The 12,913-nt window shown below is 73.0% G+C and carries 12 protein-coding genes; 2 read left to right on the plus strand and 10 right to left on the minus strand.

What is annotated here, in order from left to right:
- Positions 1 to 122 precede the first annotated feature (122 nt).
- The 3 genes from OG373_RS18690 to bldG form a co-directional block, all read right to left on the minus strand.
- Positions 123 to 2,525, minus strand: coding sequence for a sodium-translocating pyrophosphatase (locus OG373_RS18690; RefSeq protein WP_405439308.1), 2,403 nt, complete (start codon positions 2,523 to 2,525; stop codon positions 123 to 125).
- Positions 2,526 to 2,801: 276 nt separating this feature from the next.
- On the minus strand, positions 2,802 to 3,242 hold the full coding sequence (locus OG373_RS18695) for an ATP-binding protein (RefSeq protein ID WP_397732839.1): 441 nt from the start codon (positions 3,240 to 3,242) through the stop codon (positions 2,802 to 2,804).
- A gap of 122 nt (positions 3,243 to 3,364) precedes the next feature.
- A complete protein-coding gene (bldG, locus tag OG373_RS18700) occupies positions 3,365 to 3,706 on the minus strand; it encodes an anti-sigma factor antagonist BldG (RefSeq protein ID WP_008743037.1) in 342 nt (113 codons plus the stop codon).
- Positions 3,707 to 3,776: 70 nt separating this feature from the next.
- Here bldG and OG373_RS18705 point away from each other — a divergent pair, with 70 nt between their 5' ends.
- Positions 3,777 to 6,248 carry a DEAD/DEAH box helicase gene (locus tag OG373_RS18705; RefSeq protein WP_405439309.1) on the plus strand — a complete coding sequence of 824 codons (2,472 nt, stop codon included), beginning with the start codon at positions 3,777 to 3,779 and terminating at the stop codon, positions 6,246 to 6,248.
- Positions 6,249 to 6,326: 78 nt separating this feature from the next.
- On the opposite strand, the gene OG373_RS18710 is transcribed toward OG373_RS18705, so the two are convergent.
- From OG373_RS18710 to ssd, 7 genes are read right to left on the minus strand one after another with little or no spacing between them, the layout of a single operon-like run.
- Complete coding sequence (locus tag OG373_RS18710; RefSeq protein WP_397732841.1) at positions 6,327 to 6,668, minus strand: Rv3654c family TadE-like protein; 342 nt, start codon at positions 6,666 to 6,668, stop codon at positions 6,327 to 6,329.
- On the minus strand, positions 6,665 to 7,051 hold the full coding sequence (locus tag OG373_RS18715) for a TadE family type IV pilus minor pilin (RefSeq protein WP_405439310.1): 387 nt from the start codon (positions 7,049 to 7,051) through the stop codon (positions 6,665 to 6,667). The genes OG373_RS18710 and OG373_RS18715 overlap by 4 nt, the downstream gene beginning before the upstream one ends.
- On the minus strand, positions 7,038 to 7,235 hold the full coding sequence (locus OG373_RS18720) for a DUF4244 domain-containing protein (RefSeq protein WP_405439311.1): 198 nt from the start codon (positions 7,233 to 7,235) through the stop codon (positions 7,038 to 7,040). The genes OG373_RS18715 and OG373_RS18720 overlap by 14 nt, the downstream gene beginning before the upstream one ends.
- Positions 7,236 to 7,284: 49 nt before the next feature.
- The gene (locus tag OG373_RS18725) at positions 7,285 to 8,061 is read right to left on the minus strand and encodes a type II secretion system F family protein (RefSeq protein WP_405439312.1); all 777 of its coding nucleotides are present in this window, start codon (positions 8,059 to 8,061) and stop codon (positions 7,285 to 7,287) included.
- On the minus strand, positions 8,061 to 8,945 hold the full coding sequence (locus OG373_RS18730) for a type II secretion system F family protein (protein WP_405439313.1): 885 nt from the start codon (positions 8,943 to 8,945) through the stop codon (positions 8,061 to 8,063). The genes OG373_RS18725 and OG373_RS18730 overlap by 1 nt, the downstream gene beginning before the upstream one ends.
- Complete coding sequence (locus OG373_RS18735; protein ID WP_397732846.1) at positions 8,942 to 10,090, minus strand: TadA family conjugal transfer-associated ATPase; 1,149 nt, start codon at positions 10,088 to 10,090, stop codon at positions 8,942 to 8,944. The genes OG373_RS18730 and OG373_RS18735 overlap by 4 nt, the downstream gene beginning before the upstream one ends.
- Positions 10,087 to 11,262: a septum site-determining protein Ssd gene (ssd, locus tag OG373_RS18740; protein ID WP_405439314.1), complete on the minus strand. Its 1,176-nt coding sequence runs from the start codon at positions 11,260 to 11,262 to the stop codon at positions 10,087 to 10,089. The genes OG373_RS18735 and ssd overlap by 4 nt, the downstream gene beginning before the upstream one ends.
- 539 nt (positions 11,263 to 11,801) lie before the next feature.
- On the opposite strand from ssd, the gene OG373_RS18745 reads away from it, so the two are divergent.
- Positions 11,802 to 12,677 carry an HAD family hydrolase gene (locus OG373_RS18745; RefSeq protein ID WP_405439315.1) on the plus strand — a complete coding sequence of 292 codons (876 nt, stop codon included), beginning with the start codon at positions 11,802 to 11,804 and terminating at the stop codon, positions 12,675 to 12,677.
- The last annotated feature ends 236 nt before the right edge of the window (positions 12,678 to 12,913 follow it).

The raw sequence follows: 12,913 nt of genomic DNA on the forward strand, positions 1-12,913 counted from the left end.
CCTGCCGTCCGGGGACGCACAAAGGCGGACAGACGGCGCGTGAGTCCGCGCCGCCCGTCCGCCGTTCGGGCGTACCGGCCGGCCCTGCCCGGCTCTGCCCGTCCCGCTGGCCGAACCTCGGGTCAGGAGACCGTCGCGGGGTCGGCCGACTTGGCCACCCGCTCGGCGGCTCCGCCCTCGGTCTCGTCGCCGACGGCGATGCCGCGGCGCTTGGAGATGTACACCGCGGCGATGATGACCCCGATCGCGAGGACCGCGACGATCGCCCGCACCGTCGGGCTGCTGTCCGTGCCGTAGCTGAACTGCACGACGGCGGGAGCGATCAGCAGTGCCACCAGGTTCATGACCTTGAGCAGCGGGTTGATCGCGGGACCGGCGGTGTCCTTGAACGGGTCGCCGACCGTGTCGCCGATGACGACCGCGGCGTGGGCCTCACTGCCCTTGCCGCCGTGGTGACCGTCCTCGACGAGCTTCTTCGCGTTGTCCCACGCGCCGCCGGAGTTGGCGAGGAAGACCGCCATCAGGGTGCCCGTGCCGATGGCTCCGGCGAGGAAGGAGCCGAGGGCGCCCACGCCGAGGGAGAAGCCCACGGCGATGGGGGTGAGCACGGCGAGCAGGCCCGGCGTGGCGAGCTCGCGCAGCGCGTCCTTGGTGCAGATGTCAACGACGCGCCCGTACTCGGGCTTCTCGGTGTAGTCCATGATCCCGGGGTGCTCGCGGAACTGGCGGCGCACCTCGTAGACGACGGCGCCCGCGGAGCGGGAGACCGCGTTGATGGCGAGGCCGGAGAACAGGAACACGACGGCCGCGCCCAGGATCAGCCCGACGAGATTGTTGGGCTGTGCGATGTCGAGGCTGAGGTTCATCTCCCCGGCCTTGGCGCCGACTTCCCTGACCGCGGTGGCGATCGCGTCGTTGTACGAGCCGAAGAGCGCCGCCGCGGCGAGCACGGCCGTGGCGATGGCGATGCCCTTGGTGATGGCCTTGGTGGTGTTGCCCACGGCATCGAGGTCGGTCAGGACCTGCGCACCGGCGCCCTCGACGTCGCCGGACATCTCGGCGATGCCCTGGGCGTTGTCGGAGACGGGCCCGAAGGTGTCCATGGCGACGATGACGCCGACGGTGGTGAGCAGGCCGGTGCCGGCCAGGGCCACCGCGAAGAGCGCGAGCAGGATCGACGTACCACCGAGCAGGAAGGCCCCGTAGACGCCGAGGCCGATGAGCAGCGCCGTGTAGACGGCGGACTCCAGACCGACGGAGATGCCGGCGAGGATGACGGTGGCCGCGCCGGTCAGGGAGGACTTGCCGATGTCCCGGACGGGGCGCCGGTTGGTCTCCGTGAAGTAGCCGGTCAGCTGCTGGATCAGGGCCGCGAGCACGATGCCGATGGCGACGGCGACGACGGCCAGGACGCGCGGGTCACCGGAGTGGTTGGTGATCGCCGGGTTCTCGACGCCGACCAGCTCCTTGTAGGTGGCCGGCAGGTAGGCGTAGACGGCGATCGCGACCAGCACCAGGGAGATCACGGCCGAGATGAAGAAGCCGCGGTTGATGGCGGTCATACCGCTGCGGTCGGAGCGCCGCGGGGAGACCGCGAAGATGCCGATCATCGCGGTGATGACACCGATCGCGGGGACGATCAGCGGGAAGGCGAGGCCCAGGTCACCGAAGGCGGCCTTGCCGAGGATGAGTGCGGCCACCAGGGTGACGGCGTAGGACTCGAAGAGGTCGGCCGCCATTCCGGCGCAGTCTCCGACGTTGTCGCCCACGTTGTCGGCGATGGTCGCGGCATTGCGCGGGTCGTCCTCCGGAATGCCCTGCTCGACCTTGCCGACCAGGTCGGCGCCGACGTCGGCGGCCTTGGTGAAGATTCCGCCGCCCACGCGCATGAACATCGCGATCAGGGCGGCCCCGAGGCCGAAGCCCTCCAGGACCTTGGGGGCGTCGGCGGCGTAGACCAGCACGACGCAGGAGGCGCCGAACAGGCCGAGTCCGACGGTGAACATGCCGACGACGCCGCCGGTGCGGAAGGCGATCTTCATCGCCTTGTGGGAGACCTCGGTCAGGTCCTTGGCGGGCTCTCCCTCGGCCGGGGTGGCCTCGCGTGCGGCGGCGGCGACGCGCACGTTGGCGCGGACCGCCAGACGCATGCCGATGTAGCCGGTGGCGGCCGAGAAGATGGCGCCCACGAGGAAGAAGGCGGACCGCCCGCTCCGCTGCGACCAGTCGTCGGCGGGGAGCAGGAAGAGCAGGAAGAAGACCACGACGGCGAAGACGCCGAGGGTGCGCAACTGCCGGCCGAGATAGGCGTTGGCGCCCTCCTGGACGGCTGCTGCGATCTTCTTCATGCTGTCGGTTCCCTCGTCGGCGGCGAGGACCTGGCGGACCAGGATCTGCGCGACGACGAGTGCGGCGAGTGCCACGGCCGCAATGACGATCACGATGAGCCGATTGTCATCGGTGAGTACTGCGGATGCCAGATCTGTGGTGCGATCCGGCGCGAGAGGGGTGAAGAGCCCCGTCATTCGTCCTCCTTGACGTGATGAGCTCAAGATGTGGACGGATTGTAGAGAGCTCGCCCCGATCAAAACAGTGCGCAGGAAACGTAATTGGCGTGCTCCTGCTCCTCAGCAATAGATCGCGTCACTCCATTACCCTCGAAAGTGGTAATGGGGCAAAGGCATTGACGCCTGATCATTGATCTAGGGAAATGAAAAAGGCCCTGCTCAGCAGGGCCTTGATAAAGATCGGAAGATACGAGGGATTGCGCGCGCGGTGGATCGCGTGGAACGCGGTGGACCTCAGGGCAGCTCGGAGACGCCGGCGACGGGCCAGCTCATCCGGATGGTTCCGCCCGATTCCCCACTGCTCACCTCGACGTCGTCGACGAGCCCGGTGATCACCGCGAGCCCCATCTCGTCCTCCGCCTCACCGTCGGACTCCAGGACGGCGGTCATGCCTGACACGGCGTCGGACCCACCTCCGGACGGGCCGGGGACCTCGTCGCCGACCTCGATGGAGAACACCTTCTCGTCCTCGGTCAGCACGACCCGGACAGGTCCGGTCAGCCCGTTGAGCCGATGGAGTCCGACGGCACGCGAACAGGCCTCACCCACGGCGAGGCGGACCTCGTCGAGGACGGCTTCCTCCACGCCGACCCGGCGCGCCACGGCGGCCGCGACGAGGCGGGCCGTTCGGACGTGTTCGGGCTGGGCGCTGAAGCGCAGTTCAACGGTGGCCATGCGCGTCCCCCTCGGACTACGGGCGTGCCTTGACAGGGGCCCGGGCCAACCATGGCCCGGTACCCCCGCTCTCCTTGTCGGCCCCCTGCCGCCCGAAGGCCGCAGGGAGCCGCCCGGAGCCGTCAGTCAGTGGCGTTGACGGCGTCTTCCACAGTGGTGTGGATCGGAAACACCTTGGTCAGACCGGTGATGCGGAAGATCTTCAGGATGCGCTCCTGGTTGCACACCAGACGGAGCGAGCCCTCGTGCGCACGGACGCGCTTGAGGCCTCCCACAAGCACACCAAGGCCGGTGGAGTCGAGGAAGTCCACTCGCTCCATGTCGACAACCAGGTGGTAGCTGCCGTCGTTCACCAACTCGACCAACTGCTCGCGCAGCTTGGGCGCGGTATACACATCAATCTCGCCACCGACCTCCACGACCGTACGGTCGCCGACAGTGCGAGTCGACAGGGACAGGTCCACGGATCCTCCAGCACCTTGCTATCGAGCGACGCCCCCTCACCCGAAGGTAGGCGAGGGAATGGCTGCCGCGATGGCATTCAATCACTTACCGGCAGGCGCGCACGACGCCTTCGGACCATTGTCCCGCACGCCGGTGACACACTCGGTTCCGATGGCCGACACTCACGGTCCCGGACGGCCCACGGCGCCCGCGGACCCTCGACCCACCCCCGACACGGTCCTGGACCGTCTGTCACGGGGGCCTTCCCGTGCTGCGCGCATCACCCATACGGAGCACTTGCCCCCTCGGGCGGGTCGTCATGCAGTCTGGCCCGACCGCATCCGAACTGACGTCGTAGCCGCGATCCGATCGGCCGGAATCGACCATCCGTGGGAACACCAGGCCGCGGCGGCCGAGCTCGCCCTCGACGGAACGTCCGTGGTCGTGGCCACCGGAACCGCCTCGGGCAAGTCCCTGGCCTACCTCGCTCCCGTGCTCTCCGCCCTGGCGGACGGCGCCGAGGCCCCGAACGGCCGGGGCGCGACCGCCCTGTACCTGGCCCCCACCAAGGCCCTGGCGGCCGACCAGCGGCGCGCCGTACGGGAACTGGCCGCTCCGCTGGGCAACGCCGTACGCCCCGCGGTCTACGACGGGGACACGCCCGTCGAGGAACGCGAATGGGTGCGCCAGTACGCGAATTACGTCCTGACCAACCCCGACATGCTGCACCGCGGGATCCTCCCGGCCCACCCGCGCTGGTCCTCCTTCCTGCGGGCCCTGCGCTACGTCGTGATCGACGAGTGCCACACCTACCGCGGGGTCTTCGGCTCCCACGTGGCACAGGTCCTGCGCCGGCTGCGGCGGCTGTGCGCCCGCTACGGCGCGGACCCGGTCTTCCTGCTGGCCTCCGCCACCGCGAGCGACCCGGCGGCGGCCGCGTCCCGGCTGACCGGCGTACGGGTGATCGAGATCACCGACGACGCCTCACCGCGCGGCGAGGTGGTCTTCGCCCTGTGGGAGCCGCCGCTGCTCACCGAGCTGCGGGGCGAGAAGGGCGCCCCCGTACGCCGTACGGCCACCGCGGAGACGGCCGACCTGCTGACCGACCTGGTCGTCCAGGGGGTCCGCACGGTCGCCTTCGTCCGCTCCCGGCGCGGCGCCGAGCTGATCTCCGTCATCACCCAGGAACGGCTCGCGTCGATCGACCGGTCGCTGCCCCGCCGGGTCGCCGCCTACCGGGGCGGCTACCTCCCCGAGGAGCGCCGGGCCCTGGAGCGGGCCCTGCACTCCGGGGAGCTGCTCGGGCTGGCCGCCACGACGGCCCTGGAGCTGGGCGTGGACGTCTCGGGCCTGGACGCCGTCCTGATCACCGGCTACCCGGGCACCAGGGCCTCCCTGTGGCAGCAGGCCGGCCGCGCCGGACGCTCGGGCCAGGGCGCCCTGGCCGTGCTGATCGCCCGGGACGACCCGCTGGACACCTACCTGGTCCACCACCCGGAGGCGCTGTTCCGCCAACCGGTGGAAGCCACCGTCCTGGACCCCGACAACCCGTACGTCCTCGCCCCCCACCTGTGCGCGGCGGCGGCCGAGCTACCGCTGACCGACGCGGACCTGGAACTCTTCGGCCCGGCGACCAAGGAGCTCCTTCCCCAGCTCGAAGCGGCGAAGCTGCTGCGCCGCCGGGCGACCGCCTGGCACTGGACCCGCCGGGAACGGGCCTCGGACCTGACCGACATCCGGGGCGGCGGCGGCCGCCCGGTGCAGATCGTCGAGGCCACGACCGGCCGGCTGCTGGGCACCGTCGACGAGTCGGCGGCCCACACCGCCGTCCACGAGGGGGCCGTCCACCTCCACCAGGGCCGCACGTATCTCGTGAAGCACCTGGACCTGGAGGACTCGGTGGCCCTCGTGGAGCAGGCGGACCCGCCCTTCTCCACCACGGCCCGTGACACCACCTCCATCTCCGTCCTGGAGACCGAGACCGAGATCCCGTGGGGCTCGGCCCGGCTCTGCTTCGGCTCCGTCGAGGTCACCAACCAGGTCGTCTCCTACCTGCGCCGCAAGCTGATCACCGGCGAGGTGCTGGGCGAGGCCAAGCTCGACCTGCCGCCCCGCACCCTGCGCACCCGGGCCGTGTGGTGGACCGTGACCGAGGACCAGCTCGACGAGGCCCGGATCAACCCGGAGATCCTCGGCGGCGCCCTGCACGCCGCCGAACACGCCTCCATCGGCATGCTCCCGCTCTTCGCCACCTGCGACCGCTGGGACATCGGCGGCGTCTCGGTGCCGCTGCATCCCGACACCCTCCTCCCCACGGTCTTCGTCTACGACGGCCACCCCGGCGGCGCCGGCTTCGCGGAGCGCGCCTTCCGCACGGCCCGCGCCTGGCTGACGGCCACCCGCGACGCGATCGCCGCCTGCGAGTGCGAGTCCGGCTGCCCTTCCTGCATCCAGTCCCCCAAGTGCGGCAACGGCAACGAGCCCCTCCACAAGCGCGGCGCCATCCGCCTCCTGACCCGCCTCCTCTCCGAATCCCCGCCCGCCGGGGCCCCCGAGGCCTGACGGGATCCGCCGGGGCCTGCCGGGGCCCGGCGTAGCCCCCGCCGGGGGTCCGCTGCCGCGGGCCTGCGGCCTGCCGCCTCAGCCCGGCCGCGGCCCGGGCGGGCCCGCCCGGGCCCGGATCGCGGGGGTGAAGGGGCCCGCCGCGACCCGCGCGGTGACCTCGGCGACCTCGCCCCCGAGCAGGCACCCGCCGAGCGCCGCGCCCTGCGCCCGGGCCACCCGCAGGGCCGCCGCGCACGCCCGCTCCGGCCCGTGCGCCCAGGTGGCCGCCGCCGCGAGCGCCGCCAGGTCGGCGGCCGCCGCCGCACGGTGGCGGGCCACGACGGCCTGGCCGAGCAGCAGCACGCCGCCGAACACCGCACCCAGTACCGTCGCCACCAGTGCCGCCCAGACCGTGGCCGAACCCCGGTCCCGGCTCATGGCGGCGGCCCCACGCTGTCCTCCGCCAGGGCCACCGCCTGCGCGCCGAGCCGTACCGGCAGCCCGCCCGGCCCCGGCGCCGGCGCCACCACCCGGACCCGCCAGAGGTCGCCCACCCGGGCCAGCTCCACCCGCGCCCCCTCCGGAGCGGCCGCCCGAGCCGCCGCCTCCGCCACCTCCACCGGTTCCGACCTGGCCGCCGCCCGGGCACCGGCCCGGGCCGCGTCCACGCACCGGATCTGCGCGGCCGCCGCCATCAGCGCCCACACCAGCAGCGCCGCGAACAGCACCAGCGCCGGGATCACGAGGGCGGCCTCCGCCGTCACATATCCCCGGTCCGACTTTCCGCGGACGCCCCCTGACCCACCCTCAGAACGGCACATCGAGCGCCTTTCCGATGGTCGACTGCAGGGCCGTGGCGACGACTTCACTCGTCACCACCTTGTAGAGGACGGCCGCGAATGCGCAGGCCGCGATCGTGCCCATGGCGTATTCCGAGGTGGACATCCCCGCATCGCTCCCGCGGCCCCTCAGCACGTGCCGCACACGAAACCAGATGATCCTCATGACAACCTCCTGTGGATTTCCGCTGTTGATGTCTGTGGTCAATGCGACTTCAGGTGTTCGAGAGAAGTCCCGAGGCCATACCGATCACCACCGGCGCGACCCCGATCGCGAGAAAAGCGGGGAGAAAACACAGCCCCACCGGCGCCGTGACGAGGACCGCCGCCCGCTGCGCCCGCGCTCCCGCACTGCGGGCGCGGTCCTCCCGCAGCCCGGACGCGAGCCGTGAGACCGGTTCCGCCGCGGGCGCCCCCGTCCGGGCCGCCCGCTCCAGGCATTCCGCGAGAGCGCGGGCGCCGGGTATCTCCGCCAACCTCCCCCACCCGGAACCCGGTTCGCCGCCGAGCCGCAGCTCCGCCCCGGCCCTCGCCAGCCGCTCCCCCACCGGGCCGCCCAGCGACTCCCCGACCACCTCGGCGGCCTCCACCGGGCCCGCCCCGGCCGCCAGGCACGCGGCCAACAGATCGGCGGCGAACGGCAGCTGACGCTCCGCCTCCTTCGGATCCACTCCGGCCGGCGGCCGGGCCCTGGACCGCCACCGCCGCACGCCGAGCGCGGCCAGGCCACCGACGGCCACACCCGTCACCCCGCCGACGAGCACCCAGCCCGCCAGCAACGCCCCGGCCTGCCCGGCCCACCCCGCCACCGCGCCGCGCACCGCGGAGCCGAACACCGGCCCCCGCCGTCCCGGTTCCACCCCCAGCAAGGCCACGGTCCTGCGCCTGGCCGCCCGCGACCGGACCCACGCCATCGCCGCTCTCACCGTCCACAGCGCCGCCACCGCCAGACAGACGGCGATCCCCAGCCTGTGGACGAGGTACCCGGCCATCACCGCTCCCCCGCCCGGACGATCCGCCGGCACCACAGCAGTCCCAGCGCCTCCAGCACGCCGCCCGCCAGCAGGCACCCCCACCCCATCGGCGTGTGCAGCAGCACCCGCAGCGGGTCCGCGCCCAGCCCCGTGCCGATCAGCAGACCCACCAGCGGCAGCAGGGCCAGCACCAGCACCGTCGATCGCGCTCCCGCCAACTGGGCCCGCAGCGACTCCTGGCGGTCCCGCTCGGCCCTCAGGGCCCCTTCCAACCGCTCCAGTCCGGCGGCGAGTCCCGCACCGCCGTCCACCGACACCCGCCAGCAGGCCGCCATCCCGGCCAGCCCCTCCGCACCGGGCTCCCGCGCCGCCTGGCGCAGCGCACCGGACACGTCCCCGCCGAAGGCCGCCGCGGCCAGGACCCCCGTCTCCACCGCGCCCGGGCCGCCGGGCCCGACGGCCGTGCGCCGCATCGCCGCCGTCAGCGCCTGCCCCGGCTGGGCTCCCGCCCGCAGCTCAGCCACCACCGCCCCGCACAGCGCCACCACCTCGGCGGCCCGCGCGGCCCGGGCCCGCTCCCGCGCCCGTACCCGCAGCCACCGCCGCACCAGCGGGACCGCGGCCGCCCCCGCCAGCAACGGGATCACCGACCCGCCCAGCGCCGCGACCACCAGCCCGGCCCCGAGGCAGGACCACTCCCTCCACCGCGCCGCCCGCACCCGTACGGCGATCAGCAGCCGCTCCCGGCGCAGTGACCCGTCCGGAACCACCGGAGCACCCGCGGCAAGCACCACCCTGGCCCGCCGGGACACCCGGTCGCCGCCGGCCAGGCCCCAGACGGCCGCCCCGGCGCACAGCACCCCCGCGAACAGCGGCACCGGCAGCGCGGCCCCCGCGTTCACCGGGCACCGCGCAGCAGCGGGCGAAGCCGTTCCCAGCCGCGCTCGCGTACGAAGCCCCGCGCGGCCCACCGCAGCGCCGGTACAGTGACCACCAACCCCGCGGCGTCCCGCTCCAGCACGTGCACCTCGGCCAGCCGGCGCCGGCCCTCCCGGTCCCGAACCAGGTGGAGCACCAGGGTCAGGGCCGCGGCCAACTGGCTGTGCAGAGCCGCCCGATCGAGCCCCGCGGCCGTCCCCAGCGCTTCCAGCCGCGCGGGCACATGGGCCGCGGCATTGGCGTGGACCGTCCCGCAGCCCCCCTCGTGCCCGGTGTTCAGCGCGGCGAGCAGGTCCGCCACCTCGGCGCCCCGCACCTCGCCCACCACCAGCCGGTCGGGCCGCATCCGCAGCGCCTGGCGGACCAGGTCCGCCAGGGTGACCAGGCCCGCCCCCTCCTGGTTGGCCGGCCGGGTCTCCAGCCGCACCACGTGCGGATGGTCGGGGCGCAGCTCGGCCGAATCCTCGGCCAGGACGATCCGCTCGCCGGGCCCGACCAGCCCCAGCAGGGCGCTGAGGAGAGTGGTCTTGCCCGTTCCCGTCCCGCCGGAGACGAGGAACGAAAGGCGGGCCTCGACCATGTCCCGGAGCAGTCGGTGCCCGCCGGGCGGCAGGGTCCCCGCGGCGACGAGCTCCTCCAGCGTGAAGGCCCGCGGCCGCACCACGCGCAGCGAGAGGCAGGCCGAACCGACCGAGACCGGGGGCAGCACGGCGTGCAGCCGGGTCCCGTCGGGCATCCGGGCGTCCACCCAGGGCCGGGCGTCGTCCAGGCGCCGGCCCGCCACGGCGGCCAGCCGCTGGGCGAGCCTGCGCACGGCCTCGGCATCGGCGAAGGTCACCCCGGTGAGCTCCAGGCCTCCGCCCCGGTCCACCCACACCCGGTCGGGGGCCGCCACCAGCACGTCGGTGACCTCCGGGTCGGCGAGCAGCGGCTCCAGCGGGCCCGCCCCGACCAGTTCGGACCGTAACTCGGCGGCCACCCCCAGCACTTCGGCGTCCCCGAGCAGCCTGCCCTGGGCCCGCAGGGCGGCCGCCACCCGCGCCGGGGTCGGTTCCGCCCCGGTCTCGGCGAGGCGTCGGCGCACCGCGTCCAGGAGTACCGCGCTCATGCCGGCACCCCCTGGGCGGAGCCGAGGGCCCACTGCCAGAAGCCGTCACAGAAGCGGGCCAGCGCACTCCGCCCGTGCGCCCCCGGCGGTTCCCCCTCGGCCACCCGCCCCGGGAGTCCCACCTCGACCGGCACCTCCCCGGCCAGCGGCGCCCCCAACAGCCCTGCCACGGCCTCCGGATCGAGACCGCCCGGGCAGCGTCCCCGTACGACGACGCGCACGTCCCGGGCCAGCATCCGCACCCCGGCCGCCACCCGGCCCGCGGCGGCCACCGACCGCAACTCGCCCGGCACCACCATCAGCACCAGGTCGAGCTGGGCCAGCACCTCGGCCACGGCTTCGTCGACCCGCCGCGGGAGGTCGACCACCACCACCCCGCCCCGGCGGCGCGCGGCGGCCACCACTGACCGGATCGCGGCAGGCGGCACCACCACCCGGTCCCCGCGGTCCCAGCTGAGCACGCGCAGAGCGTGCAGCTCGGGCAGGGACTCCTCCAGCGCTCCGGCGCCGACCCGGCCCCGCGAGGCCGCGAAGTCGGGCCAGCGCAGCCCTTCGGCGCCCTCGCCGCCGAGCAGGACGTCCATGCCCCCGCCCAGCGGGTCGCCGTCGATGAGGATGGTCCGCTCCCCGGCATGGGCGGCCCGCAGGGCGAGCGCGCACGCGAGGGTGGAGGCTCCGGCGCCGCCGCTGCCGCCGATCACCCCCACGGCGAGGGCGGGCCGCCCGGCCCCTTCCACGACATCGGCGATGCGGTCGACGAGCAGGCTCTCGGCGTCCGGGAGCCGCAGCACCTCCTCGGCGCCGATCTCCACCGCCCGCTGCCACACCTGGGGGTCGTCCAGCTCGCGGCCGACGAGGAACACCCCGGCCCTGCGCGGCGCCCCTCGCACCCGCCGGGCGGCGTCGTCGCCCACCAGCACGAGCGGGGCGGTCTCCCATCCGACGCCCCCCGCCGCACTGCCCTCCGGCGGCCCGACCGTCCCCTCCGGCGTCTCCACCCCGTCCACGCCTGCTGCCCAGGCCACGCCTGCTGCCCAGGCCCGCTCGGGAAGCCCGTGGTGCACATGCGGTTCGGCACCGGCCGCGGCGCACAGCCTCAGTAGATCGTCGAGCAGCAGCGGGTCCTCGGTGATGATCAGCGGCCGCCCGCCGCCGGGTGCGGATCCGGCCACGGAACCGGGGTCGAGGCCCGCCCCGGCCCTCGTCCCGCTTCCGCCGACCACGGACTCCGGCGTTTCACACGACTTCGATCGCGCCACGATCTCCGCCCCCTTCTCACTGCAAATGCTTCCGCCACGGACTTCGCGGCTGGAATCACCGTGCAGCGATCAGGAAAAACAAGTGGATCTTGCTCGATAACTGTGGACAACCCATCGATTGTGAATAACCCGGTCACCCTCACAGGTGAGTTCCGGAGCGCGGCGGAACCATCACGCAGCGTCACGAGTCTGATGTGGTGAGGGCCTTCGCCATGTCGGCCCCGCACAAGAGGAAGGGCCGGAGGATGGTCACTTGGGGCCGAAGGCAGGGACGCAAACCGCGTCCGGACATGCGACGACCCCCGCCGGGGGGGAGAGCGGGGGTCGTCCCCACGGTCCGACTCGGGGGGGGAGGAGCCAGACCGGGTTAGCACGGTCGCGAACGATCCGTGACTTCCATGGTGTACCCGAGAGCCTTCTCAGGCAAACCCACGCGCCACACCTTACGCCGAATGGTGGGCGCATATGCTCGGGGCGTGGAAAATCAGCCCTTGCCGCACTCCTCGCCTCGCACGGCAGCCTTCTTCGACCTGGACAAGACGGTCATTGCGAAGTCGAGCACCTTGACGTTCAGCAAGTCCTTCTACCAAGGCGGCCTGATCAACCGGCGAGCCGTGTTGCGCACCGCGTACACGCAGTTCATCTTCCTGGCCGGCGGCGCCGACCACGATCAGATGGAACGGATGCGGGAGTACCTGTCCGCCCTCTGCAAGGGGTGGAACGTGCAGCAGGTGCGGGAGATCGTCGCGGAGACCCTGCACGACCTCATCGACCCGATCATCTACGACGAGGCCGCGTCCCTGATCGAAGCCCACCACACCGCGGGCCGCGACGTGGTGATCGTGTCCACCTCCGGAGCGGAGGTCGTCGAGCCCATCGGGGAGATGCTCGGCGCGGACCGGGTCGTCGCCACCCGCATGGTCGTGGGTGAGGACGGTTGCTTCACCGGCGAGATCGAGTACTACGCCTACGGGCCCACCAAGGCCGAAGCCGTACGCGAACTCGCCGAGTCCGAGGGCTACGACCTCACCCGGTGCTACGCCTACAGCGACTCGGCGACCGACGTCCCCATGCTCGAAGCCGTCGGACACCCGCACGCCGTCAACCCCGACCGGGCACTGCGACGGGAGGCCGTGGCACGCGAGTGGCCGGTCCTCGTCTTCAACCGGCCCGTGCGGCTCAAGCAGCGCCTTCCCGGGCTGTCCATGCCGGCCCGGCCGGCCCTGGTCGCCGCGGCGGCCGTGGGTGCGGCAGCTGCCACGGCGGGGCTGGTCTGGTACGCGAGCCGGCGCCGGGCCCATGCCCTGGCCGCCACCCGCTCTGCCTGAATGTCCCGACCTGCACCGATAAGCACTGTCCGGTTCACCCTCGGTCGTCCCGGAAAGTAAAAAATGGAGCCAGGGGTTTCGCATGGCTCCGAAGCGGAGTACAAATAAAGCAACGGCCCGCGAGACCAAAGAACATCCGAGAGGATCATCTTTAAAACGCAGTAAGGCCCACGGACCGAAGCATGAGCGCCGAGCACCCACGCGACGTCGACCCGTCGATTACGGGCCAGCCGCAC

The sequence above is a fragment of the Streptomyces avidinii genome (assembly GCF_045161815.1).
GTDB classification, from domain to species: domain Bacteria; phylum Actinomycetota; class Actinomycetes; order Streptomycetales; family Streptomycetaceae; genus Streptomyces; species Streptomyces avidinii.

Bases quoted from the DNA above. Each gene is read 5' to 3' on its own strand.
- OG373_RS18690 (WP_405439308.1), bottom strand. From the start codon at position 2,525: ATGACGGGGCTCTTCACCCCTCTCGCGCCGGATCGCACCACAGATCTG.
- OG373_RS18695 (WP_397732839.1), bottom strand. From the start codon at position 3,242: ATGGCCACCGTTGAACTGCGCTTCAGCGCCCAGCCCGAACACGTCCGA.
- OG373_RS18705 (WP_405439309.1), top strand. From the start codon at position 3,777: ATGGCATTCAATCACTTACCGGCAGGCGCGCACGACGCCTTCGGACCA.
- OG373_RS18710 (WP_397732841.1), bottom strand. From the start codon at position 6,668: ATGAGCCGGGACCGGGGTTCGGCCACGGTCTGGGCGGCACTGGTGGCG.
- OG373_RS18715 (WP_405439310.1), bottom strand. From the start codon at position 7,051: ATGTGCCGTTCTGAGGGTGGGTCAGGGGGCGTCCGCGGAAAGTCGGAC.
- OG373_RS18720 (WP_405439311.1), bottom strand. From the start codon at position 7,235: ATGAGGATCATCTGGTTTCGTGTGCGGCACGTGCTGAGGGGCCGCGGG.
- OG373_RS18725 (WP_405439312.1), bottom strand. From the start codon at position 8,061: ATGGCCGGGTACCTCGTCCACAGGCTGGGGATCGCCGTCTGTCTGGCG.
- OG373_RS18735 (WP_397732846.1), bottom strand. From the start codon at position 10,090: ATGAGCGCGGTACTCCTGGACGCGGTGCGCCGACGCCTCGCCGAGACC.
- OG373_RS18745 (WP_405439315.1), top strand. From the start codon at position 11,802: ATGGTGGGCGCATATGCTCGGGGCGTGGAAAATCAGCCCTTGCCGCAC.